14 protein-coding genes are annotated in these 21,050 nt (G+C 63.2%); 7 read left to right on the top strand and 7 right to left on the bottom strand.

Annotated elements, in window-relative coordinates:
- Positions 1–304 precede the first annotated feature (304 nt).
- From Q7V31_RS04230 to Q7V31_RS04215, 4 genes are all read left to right on the top strand, one after another.
- Complete coding sequence (locus Q7V31_RS04230; RefSeq protein WP_304732593.1) at positions 305–1,309, top strand: DUF459 domain-containing protein; 1,005 nt, start codon at positions 305–307, stop codon at positions 1,307–1,309.
- Positions 1,310–1,409: 100 nt separating this feature from the next.
- Positions 1,410–2,549 (top strand): hypothetical protein, encoded by a 1,140-nt coding sequence (locus Q7V31_RS04225; RefSeq protein ID WP_304732592.1) that lies wholly within the window; start codon positions 1,410–1,412, stop codon positions 2,547–2,549.
- Positions 2,550–2,669: 120 nt separating this feature from the next.
- The gene (locus tag Q7V31_RS04220; RefSeq protein ID WP_304732591.1) at positions 2,670–4,121 is read left to right on the top strand and encodes an MBOAT family protein; all 1,452 of its coding nucleotides are present in this window, start codon (positions 2,670–2,672) and stop codon (positions 4,119–4,121) included.
- A 9-nt stretch (positions 4,122–4,130) separates the two neighbouring features.
- Positions 4,131–4,538, top strand: a complete 408-nt coding sequence (locus Q7V31_RS04215) for a hypothetical protein (protein WP_304732590.1) — start codon at positions 4,131–4,133, stop codon at positions 4,536–4,538.
- On the opposite strand, the gene Q7V31_RS04210 is transcribed toward Q7V31_RS04215, so the two are convergent.
- The 4 genes from Q7V31_RS04210 to gltB form a co-directional block, all read right to left on the bottom strand.
- Positions 4,535–4,861, bottom strand: a complete 327-nt coding sequence (locus Q7V31_RS04210) for an AzlD domain-containing protein (protein ID WP_304732589.1) — start codon at positions 4,859–4,861, stop codon at positions 4,535–4,537. The genes Q7V31_RS04215 and Q7V31_RS04210 overlap by 4 nt on opposite strands.
- Complete coding sequence (locus Q7V31_RS04205) at positions 4,858–5,568, bottom strand: AzlC family ABC transporter permease (RefSeq protein WP_304732588.1); 711 nt, start codon at positions 5,566–5,568, stop codon at positions 4,858–4,860. The genes Q7V31_RS04210 and Q7V31_RS04205 overlap by 4 nt, the downstream gene beginning before the upstream one ends.
- An 89-nt stretch (positions 5,569–5,657) precedes the next feature.
- A complete protein-coding gene (locus tag Q7V31_RS04200; RefSeq protein ID WP_304732587.1) occupies positions 5,658–7,076 on the bottom strand; it encodes a glutamate synthase subunit beta in 1,419 nt (472 codons plus the stop codon).
- A gap of 5 nt (positions 7,077–7,081) precedes the next feature.
- A complete protein-coding gene (gene gltB, locus Q7V31_RS04195; protein WP_304732586.1) occupies positions 7,082–11,776 on the bottom strand; it encodes a glutamate synthase large subunit in 4,695 nt (1,564 codons plus the stop codon).
- Between the two features lie 600 nt (positions 11,777–12,376).
- On the opposite strand from gltB, the gene Q7V31_RS04190 reads away from it, so the two are divergent.
- Positions 12,377–13,414: a low specificity L-threonine aldolase gene (locus tag Q7V31_RS04190; RefSeq protein WP_304732585.1), complete on the top strand. Its 1,038-nt coding sequence runs from the start codon at positions 12,377–12,379 to the stop codon at positions 13,412–13,414.
- 86 nt (positions 13,415–13,500) lie between these two features.
- Positions 13,501–13,935, top strand: a complete 435-nt coding sequence (locus tag Q7V31_RS04185; protein WP_304732584.1) for an Hpt domain-containing protein — start codon at positions 13,501–13,503, stop codon at positions 13,933–13,935.
- Here Q7V31_RS04185 and Q7V31_RS04180 read toward each other — a convergent pair.
- Positions 13,932–16,472, bottom strand: a complete 2,541-nt coding sequence (locus tag Q7V31_RS04180; protein ID WP_304732583.1) for an ATP-binding protein — start codon at positions 16,470–16,472, stop codon at positions 13,932–13,934. The genes Q7V31_RS04185 and Q7V31_RS04180 overlap by 4 nt on opposite strands.
- 204 nt (positions 16,473–16,676) lie before the next feature.
- The gene (locus Q7V31_RS04175; RefSeq protein WP_304732582.1) at positions 16,677–17,606 is read right to left on the bottom strand and encodes an alpha/beta hydrolase; all 930 of its coding nucleotides are present in this window, start codon (positions 17,604–17,606) and stop codon (positions 16,677–16,679) included.
- Positions 17,607–17,737: 131 nt separating this feature from the next.
- On the opposite strand from Q7V31_RS04175, the gene Q7V31_RS04170 reads away from it, so the two are divergent.
- Positions 17,738–20,422: a bifunctional acetate--CoA ligase family protein/GNAT family N-acetyltransferase gene (locus tag Q7V31_RS04170; protein ID WP_304732581.1), complete on the top strand. Its 2,685-nt coding sequence runs from the start codon at positions 17,738–17,740 to the stop codon at positions 20,420–20,422.
- Between the two features lie 56 nt (positions 20,423–20,478).
- Here Q7V31_RS04170 and Q7V31_RS04165 read toward each other — a convergent pair whose 3' ends face one another.
- Positions 20,479–20,946, bottom strand: coding sequence for an Hsp20 family protein (locus Q7V31_RS04165; protein WP_304732580.1), 468 nt, complete (start codon positions 20,944–20,946; stop codon positions 20,479–20,481).
- Positions 20,947–21,050 lie beyond the last annotated feature (104 nt).

The raw sequence follows: 21,050 nt of genomic DNA, 5'->3' as shown, positions 1-21,050 counted from the left end.
AAACCGGGGATAAAATATTTTTTGTGGCACTTGTCCCCGGGGGATAAGTGTCGGCCGCGCGGCCCCGTCGCGCATATGTGACAGTTTCTTGACAGTTTTGTGACAGAGGGGGGGTCTTTGCTCTTTTCGCGCTGTCGCATCGCTGTGCCGCGCTCTAGGCAATGGTGCCCCCGGCGACTAGACTTTGTCCCGTTTTGAGGCGCGGATCGGGGCACGAGCTCTGCACGACAAGAGGCGAAGCGCCGCCGCTCGGTGGCGCAAAATGGCTTGTTCCGGGACGTTTTCGGGGTTTTCGGGGAATTGGATGCAAGCGCGCGCCGCAAAAGCGCAGGAAAATCAGACTTGGCGCCTCGTGCGGCTGACGGCGCTCGTGCTGCCGCTGGTGCTGTTCTGGTGGGTGTCGGCTGCCGCCGAACCGCTGCAGCTGACGCCCGTCCGCGTCGAGAGCGCGGCCCTGATCGAAAGCGAGACGCCGGCGCCGGTCGCTGAAAAGCCCGCTGAATCAAGGCGTTACAACGTCGTCGTCATGGGCGACTCGCTGGGTGACGGGACCTGGGCCGGGCTCTATCACGTGCTGCGCCAGGACAAGCGGTTCACCGTCATCAAGAAATCGCGCGTCGCCACCGGCTTCTCGCGCGCGGATTATTACGACTGGAACGCGGCCGTGCGCGACATCGCGGCCGAGACGCGGATCGACGTCGCCGTCGTCGTGATGGGTACCAACGATCGTCAGCCGATCGTCGAAAACGGCAGGCGCCATGCGCTTTTCGATGCGGGCTGGCGCGAGATTTACGAACGCCGCGTCGACGCGTTCACGGCGACGCTGCAAGCAACGGGTGCCCGTATTTACTGGCTCGAATTGCCGGTGATGCGCAGCCCGCGCTTCGGCGGCGACATGGCGCAGTTCAATGAAATCTTCGAAAACCGCGCCCGCATGAACGGCGTCGCCTTCGTCCGCACCGCAGGGCTCGCCACCGACGAGAACGGCGATTACACGGCCTATGGTGCCGATCGCTTCGGCCGCACGCGGCTGTTGCGTGCCGAGGACGGCATTCATTTCACGATGCCGGGCTACGAATTGCTGGGCGAGCGCATGGCAAACGCCATCGTCGCCGACATCGAAAGTGGTGGCATGGCGGTCCGTGTTGCCGAGGCGGTGCCGCAATTGCGCGCCGGAATCACGGCGCCCTCCGAGCCGGAAGTGCCTGCGGCCGTTCGATCCGCCGCGCAGGAGCCCTTTGTCTATGACACCTCCGGCAGACGTCCCGGCAGATCCGATGACTGGCGCTGGACCGGCCCCGTCAACTGACGCGCCCCGCCTTCATGCCCTTCGCCTTGCGGCGGCGGTTCTTGTCGGTGCTTGCCTCTTGCCGCTCCCGCTCCGTGCCGATGATTGTCCGCCCGCGCCCGTGGGCCTTGAATCCTTTCACGCAGCGCTCGATGCCGTCGAAGCCGGAACCCGTACGCGTCCACTGACGGTGCTTCATCTCGGCGACAGTCATATTTCCCTCGATCATTTGCCGCGTGCGCTTCGTCAGCGCTGGCAGGCGCGTTTTGACGATGCGGGCCGCGGGCTGATGCCCGGCGTGCCTTTCCGTTACTACGCGCCGGACGGCTTTGCGCTTTCGATGCGCGGGCCCTGGTCCGTCGTCTCAAGCCTGCCGCAGACGACCGAAGGACCTTTCGGGTTGCAGGGATTCCGGGCCACGGCCGACGGGCATGATGCCGTGATGACACTCGCGGCGGACGCACCCTTTGCCGCCGTGACGCTGGAAGTTGCCGGCGGTCCCGATACCGGCGCCGTCATGCTGAAGCTCGGCGATGCGGCGCCCTTCCGCCTGTCGACGCGCCGCGCCGCGCCGGGCCTCGTGCGGCTGACGGTTCCGGCCGCCGCCAGCCGCGCCGCGCTCTGGCCGGCCGGCAACGGGCCCGTTCATCTGCTCGGCTGGTCGGTGGCCTTTGCGCCGCACAAGGGCCGTCCGGGCGTTCGCTATGACAGCCACGGCATTGTCGCGGCGACGGCCGCTATTACCGCGCGCTGGGACGAAGGCATCGTCGCGGCGCAGCTTGCGGCGTTGCAGCCCGATCTCGTCATTCTCGGCTATGGCACCAATGAGGGCTTCAACGACGGCCTCGACAGGGCCGCCTACAAGGCGCTCGTGGCCGGTTTGATGGATCGCATAGGCACAGCCGCCCCGGAGGCCTCCTTCGCGCTTCTGGGGCCTTTTGACGGCGCCCGGAAGGGCACCGGTGAGGCTTGCGGCGACGGTTGGGCGACACCGCCAAAGCTCGCGGTTCTGCGCGCGGTCATGGGGGAACTCGCTGCCGAGAAGGGTGCCTTTTTCTGGGATGGCTCGGCGGCGATGGGCGGGCGCTGCAGCGTGCATCGCTGGGCCATCGCGAAGGTGCCTCTTGCGTATGCCGACCGGGTACATTTGCGGTCTGCCGGCGCCGCACATCTTGGTGAGGCGCTCTGGACCGCGCTGATGGACGGTCGTGCCGCGGCGGAGCGACCTGCCTGCCGGCCGTCCGCCCGTCCACGTGGTTAACCATAAGTTAAGGCAATCATTGAGCTTTTCGGCTCGGACAGGGATGATGCATCTGGTTCCGTCATGCCCCCCTGATGGTTGGCTGGGCGAGATGTATTCGGGCGTAAGCGACGGGGCGGCATGTTATTTCCGACCATAGAGTTCGGGATCTTCTTCCTGATCGCCTTCACGGTCAGCTGGGCTGCGCGCTGGACGCCGCACTGGCGCAAGCTGGTGCTGCTTGCCGCCAGCTATTTCTTCTATGGCTGGTGGGACTGGCGGTTCATGGGGCTGCTGCTGGTCTCCACCCTGATCAATTATGCGGCAGGCCGCGCACTGGCGCGCACCGCGCATCCGGTGCTGCGCAAGCTCGTGGTCACCTGTGCCGTTGCGGGCGGTCTTTCGATCCTCGGATTCTTCAAATACTACGGCTTCTTTCTCACCTCTCTCGCGACGCTGCTCGAAATGGCCGGGCTCGAGCGCGATCTGCCTTTCATGCAGGTAATCCTGCCTGTCGGCATTTCCTTTTTTACCTTTCAGGGCATTTCCTACGTCGTCGATGTCTATCGCGGTCATGTGCGGCCGGAGCGCTCGCTTGCCAATCTGATGCTCTACATCTCCTTCTTTCCGCAGCTGGTGGCAGGTCCGATTGTGCGCGCGGCCGATTTCCTGCCGCAACTGCACCGCGCGCCGGTCTTGACGCGCGCCCATGTCGGCGTCGGTACGGTGCTGATCCTGTCGGGTCTTGCCAAGAAAATGCTGATTGCCAATTACCTGGCGACCGAGCTTGTCGACCCGGTCTTCTTCGACCCGACGGCCGTCGGCGCGCTTGATCTCCTGATCGGCGTCTATGGCTATGCGATCCAGATCTATTGCGACTTTTCGGGCTATAGCGACATTGCCATCGGCGTTGCGGCGCTGCTCGGCTATCGCTTTCTCGAAAATTTCAATCAGCCCTACCGCGCCTCAAGCCTGCAGGATTTCTGGCGGCGCTGGCACATTTCGCTGTCGACCTGGCTGCGCGACTATCTCTACAAGCCGCTGGGCGGCAGCCGGCATGGCGAGGCCAGGACCTATCGCAATCTTTTCCTGACCATGTTCCTTGGCGGTATCTGGCACGGCGCGGCCTGGACCTTTGTTTTCTGGGGTGCCTTTCACGGCACGATGCTGGCCGTCGAGCGCTATGCGCGGCGCAAACTCGACGAGTTCGCGCCGCCGAACAGCGATCCCGGCGGCTTGTTCAGCGTCATCGGCCACGGCGCGCAGCATGTTGTGGGCGTCATCTGGACGTTTCATCTGGTCTGCTTCGCCTGGATTTTCTTCCGGGCCGACAGTTTCTCGACGGCCGGCAGCTATCTCGCCGGCTTCGCACGCTGGTCCGAACCGAGCCTCCATGCGACCCCATTTCTTGTCGGATTGATTGCGGTTGCCATGGTTTTCCAGTTCACGCCGCGCGATCTCGGGCGCTGGTTGGCGCAGGGGCTTCAATGGCTGCCGTCGCCGGCGCTCGGGCTTATTCTTGGCGGCGGCGTCTGGCTGATCTGGGCGATTGCGCCCGAAGGCGTTGCGCCTTTCATCTATTTCCAGTTCTGAGGCCGAAACATGTTGGACCTCATTCGCGAAATCGAAACGGATCTGGAAGATGGCTGGGAAGCGGCCTCGCGCGTCGAATTGCAGACGGCCGAACACACGCGCCGTGCGGTGGCGCGCTTCGCTCGCGCGCTCTGGATTGCGACGGCGCTACTTCTGGTTCTCAACAGCGAGCGCCTCGTCACATGGACCAATGGCTTCGGTGTCGGACCGGTGCAGAATGCCGTTGTTGCGCTGTCTGCGGCCTGGGACGAGCAGATGCAGCAGACAGGGTTCGGGGCGTTCTCCGCAGCGGCCCGCGACCGGATCGATGAATGGCGGATGAAGCGCTGGAGCGATGTCGAGATCAGGCTCGACAAGCAGGATGTGCGTGATGGCGCGAGACTGCTGCGGGGCATGCTCGGCGAGGAGACCGGCTAGAGCAGGGCCTGCAACAGCCACAGCGTTCCCATGCCGACAGCCAGGGTCGCCAGCACGCTTTTGGTCATCCAGGCGATGCCGGCTGCCACGAGGCAGGCGATCAAGCGCGGATTGTCGAGGGAAGGATCAATGCCCCCGCCCGGCATGCGCAGCGCCGCCGGCAGGATGATGGCGCTCAGGACGGCGGCCGGCACGAAACGCAAGGCGCGCGTCATGGCAACGGGCAGCGCCATGCGGCCCGATAGGCCGATGAAGGAAAACCGGAGGACGAAGGTGCCAATGCCGATGGCGACGATCGTCAACCAGAGCGCTGCCGTGCTCATCGGGCATCCTCCTTTTTCTTGCACCACGTTTCAGCAAGGTAACCGGCGGCGATGCCACATGCAGCGGCAACAAAGAGCCCCAGATTGAAGGCGAGGCTTGTGGCGACAACGGCGATGATCGCGCCTGTCGCAGCGGCGGTGGCGGTGGCGCGGTCACGAATTCCGGGCACCAGCAGCGCCAGAAAACTCAGCGGCACGAAGAAGTCGAGCGACCAGCTCGGCGGGACGCGGCTTCCAAGCATGAAGCCGGCGGCTGTCGCTCCCAGCCAGACAATCCACATGGCGATGCCACCGCCCAGGTAGAAGCGGGCCTTCGTGGCCGCGTCCGCTGTTCCATCCGCGCCATATCGTGAGACCGTCAGCGCATAGGACTGGTCGGTCATCAGATAGGCCAGCAAGGCGCGCCGGCGCAATGTGAGACCGGCAAAGTGCGGAGCGAGCGAGGCGCTATACATCGCAAAGCGCAAATTGATGACGAGGCCGGTCAAGACAATGATCAAGGCCGGGGCGGCTTCGGCAACCAACTGCGTTGCTGCAAGTTGGGAGGCGCCGGCATAGATCAACACGGATTGGCCGATACCGGCAGCGGCGCCGAATTTGGCTTCGGCCGCAACCGCGCCCGCGATCATGCCGAAGGGCACGGCACCTGGCAGCAGCGGCAGCATGGCGCGAAGGCCATCGATATAGTCGCCGATTGCGGGTTTCATGTTCTCCGGCTCCCATTCCGGCATCGGATATCGAAAGGCCCCTGTGAGAATGCTCACAGGGGCCTTTCCGTTTTGAACTGCGCTCGCTATCAGCGCGGCAATACGGTTTCCCCCATAAGGAAAAGGTCTACTTCGCGTGCAGCCTGGCGACCCTCGCGGATGGCCCAGACGACAAGCGACTGGCCGCGGCGCATGTCGCCGGCGGCAAAGACCTTGTCGAGCGAGGCTTTATAGGTCGCTGTATCGGCGGCCACGTTGCCGCGCTGGTCGAGGGCGACGCCCAGTTCCTTCAGCATGCCTTCATGCACCGGATGCACAAAGCCCATGGCCAGCAAGACCAGATCGGCCTTGATTTCGAATTCGGAGCCGGCGATGGCTTGCATCTTCTCGTCGACGCGGGTGCATTCGATGGCACGGACATGACCGTCCTTGCCGAGGATGCGCCGCGTCATCACCGCAAAGTCGCGCACCGCGCCTTCAGCCTGACTCGACGATGTCCGCATTTTCATCGGCCAATCCGGCCAGGTCAGAAGCTTGTTTTCCTTCTCCGGCGGCGCGGGCATGATTTCGAGTTGCGTCACCGACACGGCACCCTGACGGAACGAGGTGCCGATGCAGTCGGAACCTGTGTCGCCGCCGCCAATGACAACGACATGCTTGCCGCCCGCAAGGATCGGCTCCACCTGACCGATAGGTTCATCGGAGACGCGGCGGTTCTGCTGCGGCAGGAATTCCATTGCGAAGTGAACGCCGGAGAGTTCGCGTCCCTCGACATCGAGGTCGCGCGGCTTTTCCGCGCCACCCGTCAGCAGTATGGCGTCGAATTCACGATCGATATCCGTCACGCTCTTGTTGACGCCGATATGAACGCCGTAGTGGAAGATCGTGCCTTCAGCTTCCATCTGCCCGATACGGCGATCGATATGGTGCTTTTCCATTTTGAAGTCGGGGATGCCGTAGCGCAGGAGGCCGCCGGCCTTTGCCTGCCGTTCGAACACATGCACCTCGTGACCCCGGCGCGAAAGCTGTTGTGCCGCAGCGAGGCCGGCCGGGCCCGCCCCGACAATGGCGATCTTCTTGCCCGTCTTCGATGCCGGCATTTGAGGCTTTAACCAGCCTTCCTTCCAGCCGCGGTCGACAATGGCGCATTCGATCGTCTTGATCGTCACCGGTGCTTCGCTGAGGTTCAGCGTGCAGCTCGCCTCGCAGGGCGCGGGGCAGATGCGACCGGTGAATTCGGGGAAGTTGTTGGTCGAATGAAGGTTGCGGCAGGCTTCTTCCCAATCGGCGTGATAGACGAGGTCGTTCCAGTCCGGAATCTGGTTGTTGACCGGACAGCCATTGTGACAATAGGGGATGCCGCAATCCATGCAGCGCGCCGCCTGGTCGCGCACGGCCTCTTCGGCCAGCGGGATGACGAATTCGCTGTAATTTCTGACGCGGTCGGCGGCCGGCAGGTACTTTCGGTCCTGCCGGTCGATTTCCAGGAAACCGGTGATCTTGCCCACGACTCTTACTCTCCTGCTGCGGCCATTGCCTGCGCGGTGTCCTGTGCCTGCTGCATTTCCCTGAGTGCGCGGCGATATTCGACCGGCATCACCTTGCGGAACCTGGGCAGCATGGCCTCCCAATCGTTCAGAATTTCGCGCGCGCGCGACGAATTGGTGTAGCGCGCATGGTTCTCGATCAACTGACGCAGACGTTCGGCGTCGAAGCGGGTCATGTCGCTCATCACGTCGACGCGGCCGTGGCTTTCGAGATCGCCGGTCTGGTGGCGGCGGCGCTCCATGATGTCGTGCTCTTCCTTCACCGGTTCGAGATCGACCATGGCAAGGTTGCAGCGCCGCTCGAACATGCCATGCTCGTCCAGCACATAGGCGATGCCGCCCGACATGCCGGCCGCGAAGTTGCGTCCCGTTTCACCGAGCACGACAACGATTCCGCCGGTCATGTATTCGCAGCCATGGTCGCCGGTACCCTCGACAACAGCGATGGCGCCCGAATTGCGCACGGCGAAACGTTCGCCGGCGACACCGCGAAAGTAGCATTCGCCTGCAATTGCGCCGTAGAGAACGGTGTTGCCGACAATGATGCTCTTTTCCGGCACGATGCGCGCATTGGCCGGCGGATAGACGATCAGACGTCCGCCCGACAGACCTTTGCCGACATAGTCGTTGGCCTCGCCCTCAAGCTCGAGTGTCACACCGGCCGCGACCCAGGCGCCGAAGCTCTGACCGGCCGTGCCCGTGAACTTCACATGGATGGTGTCGTCGGGCAGGCCGGCATGGCCGTGACGCTTTGCGATCTCGCCGGAAAGCATGGCGCCGGTCGTGCGGTCGGTGTTGCGGATCGGCATCTCGATCTGCACGGGCTTATGCGCTTCGATCGCATCCTTCGCCGCTGCGATCAGCTGGCGATCCAGAACATCGGCGACCTTGTGGTCCTGCGCCTCGCAATGGTGGATTGCGACGCCCGCCGGTGCTTCGGGCTTGTGGAAGAGCTTCGAGAAGTCGAGCCCTTTGGCCTTCCAGTGCTCGACGATCTTGCGCTTGTCGAGCATCTGCATCTGCCCGATCATTTCTTCGAACCGGCGGTAGCCCATCTCCGCCATCAGCTCCCGGACTTCCTCCGCGACGAAGAAGAAGTAATTGATGACATGCTCGGGCGTGCCGACGAAACGCTTGCGCAGTTCCGGATCCTGCGTGGCGACCCCGACGGGGCAGGTGTTGAGGTGGCACTTGCGCATCATGATACAGCCGGCCGCGATCAGCGGCGCGGTTGCGAAGCCGAATTCGTCGGCGCCGAGAAGAGCGGCGATGACGACGTCGCGGCCGGTGCGCAACCCACCATCGGCCTGCACCGCAATGCGGCCGCGCAGATGGTTCATCACCAGCGTCTGGTGCGTTTCGGCGAGGCCGATTTCCCAAGGGGAGCCGGCATGCTTGATCGAGGTCAGCGGCGAGGCGCCCGTGCCGCCCTCGAAGCCCGAAATCGTCACGTGATCGGCGCGCGCCTTCGACACGCCGGCGGCGACCGTGCCGACACCGACTTCCGAAACCAGTTTCACCGAAATGAGTGCGGCGGGATTGGTGTTCTTCAGGTCGAAGATGAGCTGCGCCAGATCCTCGATCGAATAGATGTCATGGTGCGGCGGCGGTGAGATCAGGCCGACGCCGGGCGTCGAATGACGGACCTTGGCAATCACCGCGTCGACCTTGTGGCCGGGCAGCTGGCCGCCTTCGCCGGGCTTCGCGCCCTGCGCCATCTTGATCTGGATCATGTCGGAATTGACCAGATACTCGGTCGTCACGCCGAAGCGGCCGGAGGCCACCTGCTTGATGGCCGAGCGCATGCTGTCGCCATTGGCGAGCGGCGTGAAACGATCGACCTCTTCGCCGCCCTCGCCGGTGTTCGACTTGCCGCCGATGCGGTTCATGGCGAGCGCCAGCGTTGTGTGGGCCTCGCGGCTGATCGATCCATATGACATGGCGCCGGTCGCAAAACGCTTCACGATGTCGGCGGCGGGTTCCACATCGTCCAGCGACACGGGATCGCGCCCTGCCTCCTCGGCCTTTTTGATCTCGAACAGGCCACGGATCGTCAACAGGCGTTCGTTCTGCTCATTGATCTGCCGGGCGAAGGCGCGGTATTTGTCCTGACTGTTGCCGCGCACCGCATGTTGCAGGTCGCGCACGCTGTCGGACGTCCATGCGTGGTCCTCGCCGCGCACGCGATAGGCATACTCGCCCCCGACTTCGAGCGCGTTTCGCAGAACCGGCGCATCCGAGAAGGCCAGCTTGTGCCGACGGTGGGTCTCTTCGGAAATTTCCTCGATACCGACGCCCTCGATCATCGAGATCGTGCCGGTGAAATACTTCTGCGCGAAGTCCGACTTCAGGCCGATGGCGTCGAAAATCTGTGCGCCGCAATAGGACTGATAGGTCGAAATGCCCATCTTCGACATGACCTTCAGCAGGCCCTTGTCGACAGCCTTGATGTATCGCTTCTCGGCGTCCTGGCGGGTCAGCCCTTCGTCGAGATGAGGCAGCATATCGGCCAGCGTCTCGAAGGCGAGGTAGGGATTGATCGCTTCGGCGCCGTAGCCGGCAAGGCAAGCGAAATGATGTACCTCACGCGCCTCGCCGGTCTCAACGACAAGGCCGACCGACGTGCGAAGGCCATGTCGGATCAGATGGTGATGCACAGCCGAGGTTGCGAGCAACGCCGGAATGGCGACGCGTTCGGCGGAAACCAGCCTGTCCGACAGGATGACGATGTTGTAGCCCTGTGCGACCGCCTCTTCGGCACGCGCGCAAAGCCGGTCCAGCATGTCGATCATTTCGCCGGCGCCACGGTTCACGTCGTATGTGATGTCGAGCGTCTGGGTGCGGAAGTGATTGTCGGCAACTTCGCCGATCATGCGGATCTTTTCGAGGTCTTCATTGGTCAGGATTGGCTGGCGCACTTCGAGACGCTTCACCCGCGACATGCCCTTGAGATCGAGCAGGTTCGGGCGCGGTCCGATGAAAGACACGAGCGACATGACCAGTTCCTCGCGGATCGGGTCGATCGGAGGGTTGGTCACTTGCGCGAAGTTCTGCTTGAAATAGGTGTAGAGCAGCTTCGACCTGGAGGAGAGGGCCGAAATCGGCGTGTCCGTGCCCATGGAGCCGACAGCTTCCTGTCCTTCCGTCGCCATCGGCGCCATCAGGAACTTCAGGTCTTCCTGGGTGTAGCCGAAAGCCTGCTGCCTATCGAGCAGCGAGGCGTAGCTCGGCTGCTTTGCCGGATGCAGCGGTGCCGGCATGTCCTCGATCTGGATTTGCGTTGCATTCAGCCACTGCTGATAGGGGTGCAATTTCGCCAGCTGCGCCTTGATCTCGTCGTCGGAAATGATGCGGCCCTGTTCAAGGTCGATGAGCAGCATGCGGCCCGGCTGCAGGCGCCACTTCTCGATGATCTTCTCCTCCGGCGCAGGCAGGACGCCCATTTCGGAAGCCATCATCACCAGCCCGTCGTCGGTGACGTAGTAACGCGCGGGCCGCAGACCATTGCGGTCGAGCGTTGCGCCGATCTGGCGTCCGTCGGTGAAGGCAACGGCGGCCGGACCGTCCCACGGTTCCATCAGCGCGGCGTGATATTCGTAGAAAGCGCGACGGTCGGCATCCATCAGCGGATTGCCGGCCCATGCTTCCGGAATGAGCATCATCATCGCATGGGCCAGCGAGTAGCCGCCCATGACCAGAAGTTCGAGCGCATTGTCGAAACAGGCCGTGTCCGACTGTCCTTCGACAGCGATCGGCCACAGCTTCTTCAGGTCGTCGCCGAGCAGGTCCGACTGCATCGACGAGTAACGGGCCTGAATCCAGTTGACGTTGCCGCGCTTGGTGTTGATTTCGCCATTGTGGCAGATCATCCGGAATGGATGCGCGAGGCTCCATGTCGGGAAGGTGTTGGTGGAGAAGCGTTGATGCACAAGCGTCAGTGCCGTCACCATCTCGGGGTCCGAGAGGTCCTTGTAGTACCGTCCGACCTGCGCGGCGAGCAGCATGCCCTTGTAGACGAGCGTGCGCGAGGACAGGGACGCAATGTAGAGCCCCTTGGGGATCGCCTTCATCTCGTGAAACAAGGTGTTGAAGATGCGCTTGCGGATAACGAAAAGCTTGCGTTCGAACGCATCCTGATCGGCGCAAGCCGGTCCGCGTCCGACAAAAATATGACGATGGAAGGGTTCGGTCGGCTTCACCGAGTAGCCAAGATCGGAATTGTCGACCGGTACGTCGCGCCAGCCGAGGAAAACCTGTCCCTCTTCGGCAATGACCTTCTCGGTCAAAGCGCAGATCTTGGCGCGCTCGCTATCGTCCCTCGGCAGGAACATGTGGCCGACGGCGTAGTGTCCCTCGGCCGGCAATTCGAAGCCGAGCTTCTTCGCTTCGCGACGGAAGAAGGCGTCGGGAATCTGGATCAGGATACCGGCGCCGTCGCCGGCCTTCGGATCGGCACCGACCGCGCCGCGATGCTCGAGGTTTTCGAGAATCCGGAGGCCATCCTCGACCATCTTGTGTGATTTGAGGTTGTGGATGTTCGCAACGAATCCGATGCCGCAGGCATCGTGTTCGTTGCGGGGATCATAGAGCCCTTGCGCGGCCGGAAGCCCGGCATGCGTTGCCGCAGCCCGTCCGTCCATCTGTTCCCGCTCCTGCGTCATACCCGTCCACCCTTCACCCGGACCCGCCGCCCGGGGACCACGTCCCGGCTCCGAGGCGGGTCGCCTCGATCGTCGTCAATTCTTCGGTCGCGCACTGTGCCTTGCCCCCCGGCGCCCGTTTCAGGCCGGAGCCCCGGTTTGCCGGGGCGGGGGACGCTAGCGGATCGCACGCGCTATCGCAAAAAGCCCAACCGAACCCGGCGAGGCACATCATTGCCGGATCGCTCCTCGCGATCCGATGTCCGGTGCGCGCCGGGGTTCGGCTCAAGGCCAACACACTCCCATCGCGTACCCTTGCAGTGCCGCCATCTCTGACGGAGCTTTCTGCTGGGTGCTCCCTATTGCCTGGAGCGGAGGCTACTGACCGGCGTGCCGCATCTGTTTCGGTCAACCGATTGGGCCAGAAAAGCAGAGCTTTCCCAGCAGCGGGATCATGCCAGACGGGGATGCGTGAATCAAGCAAATAAGACAGGGATGCTGACCTATAACTTATCTTGTGGAATCAATATGTTAGTGCCGAAATCGTCCGGCGGGGCGGTTCCGGCGGTTCCTTTTGATCTGCCGGCGGCTACGATCCGGTGCTGATCGGACGAGAGGAACATGGACTTCACGAGTGACAATGCAGCGGGCGCCGCGCCGGAAATTCTGGAAGCGGTGGCGCGGGCCAATAGCGGAACGGCCGCTTCCTACGGCGCCGACGCGGTGACGGCGCGGCTGGTCCGGCGGCTTTCGGAGGTATTCGAACGCGACGTTGCGGTCTTTCCGGTCGTCACCGGCACGGCCGCCAATGCATTGGCGCTGGCGACGCTGACGCCGCCGCATGGTGCGGTGATGTGTCATGAGCTGGCGCATGTGCATGTCGATGAATGCGGCGCGCCGGAAATGTTTTCCGGCGGTGCGAAGCTGGTGCCGCTCTCGGGATCTGCTGCGAAGATCGATCCGGCCGCGCTCGCAGCCGCGCTGGCATCACTTCCGGCCGGCATCGTGCATCACGTGCAGCCTGCTGTGCTGACAGTTACGCAATCGACCGAACTTGGCGCTGTCTATACGTCTGAAGAGCTTGGCGCGCTTGTCGACGTTGCGCGCGGGCGTGGCTTGCGTGTTCACATGGATGGTGCGCGATTTGCCAATGCGCTGGTGGCACTCGGATGTTCGCCGGCCGAGGCGACCTGGAAAGCAGGCGTCGACATCATGTCCTTCGGTGCGACCAAGAACGGCGCGCTGGCGGCCGAGGCCGTCATCGTCTTCGATCCGGAACTGGTGCGCGATCTTGCGTTCCGACGCAAGCGGGCGGGACATCTGCTCTCGAAGATGCGTTTTCTGTCGGCGCAACTGGAGGCCTATATCGAAGACGGATTGTGGCTCAGGCTGGCTGCCCACGCCAATGAGATGGCGATCCGGCTCGGCGCGGGTCTTTCGGCGGTGCCGGATGCGGCGCTTCATTTTGAACCCCAGGCGAACGAATTGTTCGTCCGATTGCCGAACACCACCATCGCCCGTCTCAAGGCCGGCGGGGCGCGCTTCCACCCCTGGCCGATGCCAGGCGATGACGCACAGGCCCGTACCGTCCGCCTCGTCACGTCTTTTCAATCACAACCGTCCGAAATAGACGCATTTCTGGTTTTGGCGGCCGGCTGATGTCGCCTCCCGCAAGATTTCCTTAACGCTCCGCCGTTACTTTTTACATCAGGCCGCGATCCTTTCCGGCAGGCGTGGGTGGAGCAATGGGATTTTCCAAGGATGAGGCGACAGGCGACTATGAGTCGCTGATCGCGCAGGCCGAGGCCGCGGTCGAGGCGCTGCGCGACACCTATCGCGAGCAGCTTGCCCATGATGTTGCTGCGCTTGAGGAGGTCTGGGCCCGCTTCGAAGGCGGCGCGCCGGCCGATGAATCGCTCCGGGAGCTGCACGGCATTGCCCATAACATCAAAGGGCAAGGTGGGTCGTTCGGTTACGACCTCGTCACAGACATTGGTGCTTCCTTCTGCGACTATCTGCGCAGCGGCTCGCGGGTTTTGCCCGACGAGCGCAATATCGTCCACATGCATATCCGTATGCTGAAGACGGTTTCGGAGAACAACATCTCCGGCGATGGTGGTGAGACTGGCCGCCGCATTGCCGAGAAGCTTGACGCGCTGACGGGTCGAAGCGCGACCTAGCCGGTCATCCGTTCCAGTTCATTCAGCATATCCGCCAAGGGATCCGGCACGTCGGCTGCGGCCTGCGGCACGGGCGCGGCCGGTGTTTTTTCATTGCTCGGCGGTACAGCCCCGCGACGTTGCGTTGCGCGCTCCATTTCCGCCACCAGCAGATCGATCTTGAAGGGTTTCGACACAAATCCGTTCATGCCGGCCGCCATGTAAACCTCGCGATGACCGTCCATGGCATGCGCGGTGACCGCGACGATCGGAATGTCATGCCAGGGTTCGTCAAAACTGCGGATGACTTTCGTGGCCTGAATGCCGTCCATCAGCGGCATCTGGATGTCCATCAGGATCAGGTCGAAGCGGCCCTCGCGCAATCGGCGAATGGCTTCGACGCCATTCTCCGCAATGGTCAGATCGTGCCCAAGGCGCTCCATCACGGCCATCATCAACTTCTGATTGACCGGCTGGTCTTCGGCAAGGAGAACCTTCAGGTGGCGCTGTTCGCCGGGTGCGGGCGCCGGCAGTTGTGGCTGCGGCCGGGCTGCTGCCGTTGTGCCTTCTACAATCTGAACCGGCAGGCGCACACGGAATGTGCTGCCCTGACCTTCCTTGCTTTCGACGGCGATTGTGCCGTTCATCAGCGTTGCGAGCTCGCGCGCGATCGCAAGACCGAGGCCGGTGCCGCCATAGGTACGGGAGATCGACGAGTCGGCTTGCTGAAAGCGCGTGAACAGGCGGGGCAACATCGCGTCGGGAATGCCGATACCGGTGTCACTTATCGTGAAAAGCAGTTCCACTGTATTGGCTTCGCCGTCGGGTGTTGCGTCGAGGATCACATCGATGCTGCCATCGGGTGTAAACTTGATCGCGTTGCCGATCAGATTGAACAAAATCTGGCGCAGCCGTGTGGCGTCCCCGACGATGCGCGCAGGCACGTTGTTGCTGATCTCGACGTTCAGCGACAGGTGCTTTTCCCCGGCGTTGGGGCGCATCACTTCGACCACCGTTTCGACGATCTCGCGCGTTTCCACCGGTTCGCGCTCAAGGATCATTCGGCCGGCCTCGAGCTTCGACAGATCGAGAATGTCGTTGAGAATCGTGAGCAGGCATTCGCCCGACTCGCGGATCATTTCAATCCGCTCGCGCTGCGTGGATGGCAGCTCGCCGGACAAGAGAAGTTCCGCCAGACCGATAACGCCGTTCATCGGCGTCCTCAGCTCATGACTCATCGTGGCGAGAAACGCCGACTTGGCACGGTTGGCGTTTTCGGCCGCTTCTTTGGCGCTGGAGAGATCGTGTGCGGAACGCGTCAGATTGGCGCGCTCCTGCTCGAGCTGTTCAGAAGTGACCTGAAGATCGAGCACGCGGTCTTGCAGTTCCTGGCGGCTACGCTTCAGTGCGATCTCGGTTTCCTTGGCCGCCGTGATGTCATTTTCGATGACAATGAAGTTGCGGATCTCGCCAAGGGGATCGCGAATAGGGCGTACTTCGATGGCAGCCCAGTACTGCCTGCCGTCACGCTTCAGGCAGGTCGCTTCGACGTTGCGTGCTTCGCCGCTGCCAACGCTTTCGGCAAGGACCATCGGGGCGCCGGCACAGGCATGTTCTGTCAGAATGTCCTGTGGCGTCCGGTTTTCAAGTTCGCTTTGTGAAAAACCGGTCATGCGGGTATAGCCGGTATTGACCCAGACAATGCGTCCGTCCTTGCCGGCGATCAGAACGCCGGCGTCGGTGCCGTTGGCGACCAATGCCAATTGCTCATTCTCGCGGCGGCTCATTTGCAGGTGTCCAAAGACGTGAGCAAAGAGATCGGCGAAGTCGCCCAACTCGCCTTTCGGGATATCGGCGGGCGGCTCGAAGTGACCTGTCGCGCTGCTGGCGCGAACGGCGCCGGCGAGCCGGGCGATCGGGCCGATGACGGCGCGGTGCAGCAGGACGAAGAGTGCGATGGTAATGAGGGCGGCGGTGACGGCGCGCCGCAGAGTGGCGTCGATGATCGAGGCGGCAAGCTTGGCCCGGGCCGGCCGCAAGTCGACAACGGTGACCGTGCCGATGCCTTCCTCGGGCAATGCCGCGACATGCCCCCAGCCGTCGATGCCGCCGGTCGTCACCTCGAAGCTGGAGGCGCGGCCTTCGGCGAAGCTCAGGCGGACGGCCTCGCGAATGGCCGGATCGGCAAGGAAGGCGGCTGTATCCTCGATGCGTGCAACGCTCTGGCCTGCAAGCGGAAGGGCGGCCGGATCGACCAGATAGACGGCCAGCAGATCGGAATGCCAGCGCACTTCCCGCGTGACGGCCTGGCTTGCTTCGGCGATGCCAAAGTCGTGATCCAGGATCGACCGCATCGCAAGGTGATCGCTCACCGAGGATGCGCGCTGCGAGACATGGTCGAACATCATGTCGCGGAGATGGCGGTAGTCGAGGATCGACTGCACCGCGCTGATCAGCACCAGCAACAAGAACATCTTCAGCGCCAGGTCGCGCGCCGTCGGCCCGATCAACGAGCGAAGCGAAGTGGCTCCAATGGCGGGATTAATGCGGTCGCCCATGTCCCCATCGGTATTCGTGCTTGCCGAGAACGCATCGGCACAGTTGATCGACGGGCCATACCGCCCGCTCCGCATCCGTCGGATACGGTAGAATGTTCATAGCAGGGAGTGGGTTAAGACAGCGCTAAAACCGCGCCCGTTCCGGCTTGAATGCGGAACTATTTTCCTTTTAATTTTCAATAACTTACAGATATTCAGCCTGGCCTATTCAGCGGCGTTCCGGGTTGGGCGTCCTGCATGCATCCGCAGATTGAGAAATGCGCCGAGCTCGGCCATCGAGGCGCGCGCTTCGGGCAGTTGCGGAAAGGCCTGGAACACGTGCGGGACGCCCGGCCAGACGCGCAGGTCCACCTTGACGCCGGCAGCAAGCGCCTTCGCGGCAACGCGGCGGCTGTCGTCGAGCAGAATTTCGTTGGCACCGACATGGATCAGCAGGGGCGACAGATGCTCGAACGTACCGTAAAGCGGCGAAGCAAGCGGCTCGGTTGGCGCAGTGTCTTGCAGATAGTGCCGGGCGGCCATCAACGCGCCCTCGACGCTCAGCATTGGATCGAGCCTGCCATGCGTTACATGCGACCAGCCGGACATCGCCAGATCGGTCCACGGCGAGAGCAGCGCCGCGCCGGCGGGAAGGGGATCGCCCCCATCGCGCAATTTCATCAGCAGCGCCAGCGCGAGGCCGCCACCGGCCGAATCGCCCGCCAGTGTCAGTCTGGATGGATCGACGTTTTCCGCCAGCAGCCACTTGTAGGCCGCATATGCGTCTTCGACCGCGGCCGGGAACGGGTGTTCGGGCGCCAGGCGATAGTCGAGCAGCAGCGCTCGCGACTTCGCGGCGCCAGCGAGCCGCGCCACCAGTCCGCGATGCGTGTCCGGCCCGCAAATCGCATAACCGCCACCGTGCAGATAGAGGAGCGTATTTCCTTCTTCCAGTACTTGTGGATGAACCCACTCTGCCGGAATGCCGGCGACGTCCACCTGCTCGATCCGCACGCCCGCCGGCGTGGCGCCGAAACGTTGCGCAAGCCTTGTCGTGCGGGCGCGGATCGCCTTTGGATCGGCTTTGGGATCGAAGCGGCTTTTGACGAGAAGGCGGAGCATCCGGTCTGTCAACCGAGCCTGCAAACTGGCCATGATGTTGTCTCTTCCTGGAGGTGCGGACGCGGCGAAATGCGATCCTGCGCCGAATTCGCAATTGCGCCATACTTTACGTACATCATTACCGCACCGCCAGACGCTCAATCTTCACCGGGAAAGCAGGCATTATGTCGATCCGCAATCTCGATTGCATGTTCGCGCCACGCTCGGTTGCCCTTGTCGGCGCCAGCGCCCGGAAGGGATCGGTCGGGTATGTGCTTCTCGACAATCTCGTGGGCGCTCGTCTTGAGGGCCCCATCTGGGCGGTCAATCCGCGTGGTGGGCACATTGGCGGGGTCGAACTCTTCCGCGATGTCGCCAGTCTGCCGGAGGCGCCCGACCTCGCCGTCATTGCGACGCCGCCGCAAACGGTGCCGGGCCTCATCGCCGAACTTGGCGCGCGCGGCACGAAAGCGGCGGTCGTCATCACCGCCGGGTTCGGTGAGCTGGGCGACGAAGGACGGGCGCTGCAACAGAAGATGCTCGAGGCGGCGCGGCCATATCTGCTGCGCATTGCGGGCCCGAACTGTCTCGGCCTGATGGCGCCCGGTAACGGTCTTAATGCGTCGTTCGGTCATGTGCAGCCGCTGAAAGGCAATGTTGCCTTTGTCTCGCAGTCCGGCGCCGTCGTCACCGCCGTGCTCGATTGGGCGACGAGCCGCGGCATCGGCTTTTCATCCATTGCCTCGCTTGGCGGTATGTCGGATGTCGATTTCGGCGACATGCTCGACTATCTCGCGGCCGATCCGCAGACGAAAAGCATCCTGCTCTATATCGAATCCATCACCGACGCGCGCAAGTTCATGTCGGCCGGGCGGCAGGCGTCGCGGTTGAAGCCCGTCATCGTCATCAAATCGGGCCGGCATGAAGCCGGTGCCCGGGCGGCGGCGTCCCATACGGGCGCTTTGGCGGGTTCCGATGCTGTCTATCACGCCGCCTTCCGCCGCGCTGGCATGTTGCGCGAGCTTGGCATCGAAGACCTGTTCGAGGCGGTCGAGACCCTGTCGACACGCTCCGAGCGGCGGCCCATTCTCGGCGACCGCCTCGGCATTCTGACCAATGGCGGCGGTGTCGGCGTTCTTGCGACCGATTTCGTCATCGATCAGGGCGGCCGCCTTGCCGAGATTTCGCCGGAGACGGTTGCCGCCCTCGACAAGGTGTTGCCGCGCACCTGGAGCCGCGCCAATCCGGTCGACATCATCGGCGATGCTGACGCTGCGCGTTATACGCATGCGATGGCGGCCCTTCTGGAGGACCCCGGCACCGATGCGCTGCTTGTGATGAATTGTCCGACCGCCGTCGTCAACAACCTCTCGGCGGCACAGGCGGTGATCGCCGCAGCGGAGGCGAGCAGCAAGCCCGTCTTCACCAACTGGCTCGGCGACAAGGGCGCGCAGGCGGCGCGTGAGGCCTTCATGGCCAGCAAGATTCCAACCTATGACACGCCAACAGGTGCGGTGCGCGCTTTCATGCTGCATGTCCGGCACAACCGAAACCAGCGCCTGTTGATGGAGATCCCGCCGGCGGGTCCGGCGATGCCGCAACGTGATCTCGATGCGGCGCGCAAGCTCGTCGAGGCCGCCCTTGCCGCCGGCCGCGAATGGCTGAGCGAGGTGGAGGCAAAGTCGTTGCTTGCCGCCTATGGCATTCCGGTGGTCGAGACAAGGATTGCGCGTTCGGCGTCGGAGGCGGCGCGGATTGCCAATGAACTCGGCTATCCGGCGGCCCTCAAAATTCTTTCGCCCGACATCACGCACAAGTCCGATGTCGGCGGTGTTGCGCTGGCGCTTGAGGATGCGGCGGCGGTCGAGGAGGCCGCGTCGCGCATGCTGGCGCGCGTGGCACATCTTCGTCCCGGTGCCGAGATCGACGGTTTCACAGTGCAGCGCATGGCGTCGAAACCGGATGCATTCGAGCTCATTCTGGGTCTTGTCGACGACGCCACTTTCGGTCCGGTTATCCTGTTTGGGCAGGGCGGTACGGCGGTCGAGGTGGTGCGTGACAAGGCGATGGCGCTGCCGCCGCTCAATCCTGTGTTGGCCGATGACCTCATTTCGCGCACCCGCATCTCACGGCTGCTCGACGGCTATCGCGGCCGGCCGCCGGCCGACCGAGCGGCGATAGCAGGTGTTCTGATGGCGCTGGGCGATCTTGCCGCCGACAATCCTGAAGTTGCCGAACTCGATATCAACCCGCTCTGGGCCGATCATGAGGGCGTTATTGCGCTCGATGCGCGCGTGCGCATTCAACCGGCCAAGGGCCGGGGGACGTCGCGCTTTGCCATCCGACCCTATCCCTCGGCGCTTGAAAGCACACTGGCCGGACGCGAGGGGCAGGTTTTTCCCTTGCGCCCGGTACGCCCGGAGGATGCACCGCTGATTGACGATCTCCTTGTGCACACTGACCCTGAGGATTTGCGTCTGCGCTTTCTGTCGCCCCTGAAACGCCTTCCGCGCCAGCTCGCGGCGCGACTGACGCAGATCGACTACGATCGCGAGATGGCCTTCGTCGTCTTTACCGATGAGACGTGCGCGCATCTTGCGGCGGTCGGGCGTCTCTCCGAAGACCCCAATCGGGAGCGCGCTGAGTACGCGATCCTCGTGCGCAGTGACATGCAGGGCCACGGGCTTGGCTATGCGCTGATGCAGCACCTCATTGCCTATGCACGGACGCGCGGTATCGGCGAGATATTCGGTCATGTGCTGCGCGAGAACCGCGGCATGCTCGATATGTGCGACGATCTCGGTTTCACGCGCCAGCGCATGGAGGGCGACCCCAGTCTTGTCGAGACACGGCTTACCTTCGAGAGCTGACCAACAAAAAGGGACGCCCTTTCGGGGCGTCCCTCGCATTTCAAACGGCGCAGACCTTAGTCGGCGGCCGCCGCCAGGTTGCCCTCGATCGTCTTGCGGCTTGCAGGCGCGCTCGAGATCTCGATCCGGCGCGGTTTCAGCTCCTCGGGTACGCGGCGCACGAGATCGACATGCAGCAATCCGTTTTCGAGGTGGGCGCCTTTCACTTCCACATGGTCGGCAAGCTGAAAGCGGCGCTCGAAGCTGCGACCGGCAATGCCTTGATAGAGATAACTTGCCTGTTCGGGCTCGGCGCGTTGGCCGGCAATGGTGAGCACGTTCTGCTTCACCTCAATCGACAGGTCGCTCTCGGCAAAGCCTGCGACCGCCATGCTGATGCGGTACTCGTGTTCGCCGGTGCGTTCGATGTTGTAGGGGGGATAGCTCGGCTGGCTGGCTTCGCGGGTCACCGAATCGAGCAGCGACTGAAGCTGGTCGAAGCCGACGGTCGAGCGGTAGAGCGGGGAAAAATCGTAGCTGCGCATAGGTACATCCTTATTCAAGCGATGTTGTCGATGAAGGAAAACGCTCTGCCGCCGCCATCATGGCCGGTGGCCGTTTTCCCGGCCGGACCCGCGATCCGCGGCGT

The sequence above is a fragment of the Parvibaculum sp. genome (assembly GCF_030651915.1).
Lineage (GTDB): Bacteria > Pseudomonadota > Alphaproteobacteria > Parvibaculales > Parvibaculaceae > Parvibaculum.
Note: the sequence above shows the minus strand (reverse complement) of the source record. Positions and strands in the feature narration are given on the sequence as shown.

Excerpts from the sequence above, each read along its gene's own strand:
- Q7V31_RS04210 (WP_304732589.1), bottom strand. The coding sequence starts at position 4,861 with ATGAGCACGGCAGCGCTCTGGTTGACGATCGTCGCCATCGGCATTGGC.
- Q7V31_RS04165 (WP_304732580.1), bottom strand. The coding sequence starts at position 20,946 with ATGCGCAGCTACGATTTTTCCCCGCTCTACCGCTCGACCGTCGGCTTC.
- Q7V31_RS04175 (WP_304732582.1), bottom strand. The coding sequence starts at position 17,606 with ATGGCCAGTTTGCAGGCTCGGTTGACAGACCGGATGCTCCGCCTTCTC.
- gltB (WP_304732586.1), bottom strand. The coding sequence starts at position 11,776 with ATGACGCAGGAGCGGGAACAGATGGACGGACGGGCTGCGGCAACGCAT.
- Q7V31_RS04185 (WP_304732584.1), top strand. The coding sequence starts at position 13,501 with ATGGGATTTTCCAAGGATGAGGCGACAGGCGACTATGAGTCGCTGATC.
- Q7V31_RS04205 (WP_304732588.1), bottom strand. The coding sequence starts at position 5,568 with ATGAAACCCGCAATCGGCGACTATATCGATGGCCTTCGCGCCATGCTG.
- Q7V31_RS04190 (WP_304732585.1), top strand. The coding sequence starts at position 12,377 with ATGGACTTCACGAGTGACAATGCAGCGGGCGCCGCGCCGGAAATTCTG.
- Q7V31_RS04215 (WP_304732590.1), top strand. The coding sequence starts at position 4,131 with ATGTTGGACCTCATTCGCGAAATCGAAACGGATCTGGAAGATGGCTGG.
- Q7V31_RS04180 (WP_304732583.1), bottom strand. The coding sequence starts at position 16,472 with ATGGGCGACCGCATTAATCCCGCCATTGGAGCCACTTCGCTTCGCTCG.
- Q7V31_RS04230 (WP_304732593.1), top strand. The coding sequence starts at position 305 with ATGCAAGCGCGCGCCGCAAAAGCGCAGGAAAATCAGACTTGGCGCCTC.
- Q7V31_RS04220 (WP_304732591.1), top strand. The coding sequence starts at position 2,670 with ATGTTATTTCCGACCATAGAGTTCGGGATCTTCTTCCTGATCGCCTTC.
- Q7V31_RS04170 (WP_304732581.1), top strand. The coding sequence starts at position 17,738 with ATGTCGATCCGCAATCTCGATTGCATGTTCGCGCCACGCTCGGTTGCC.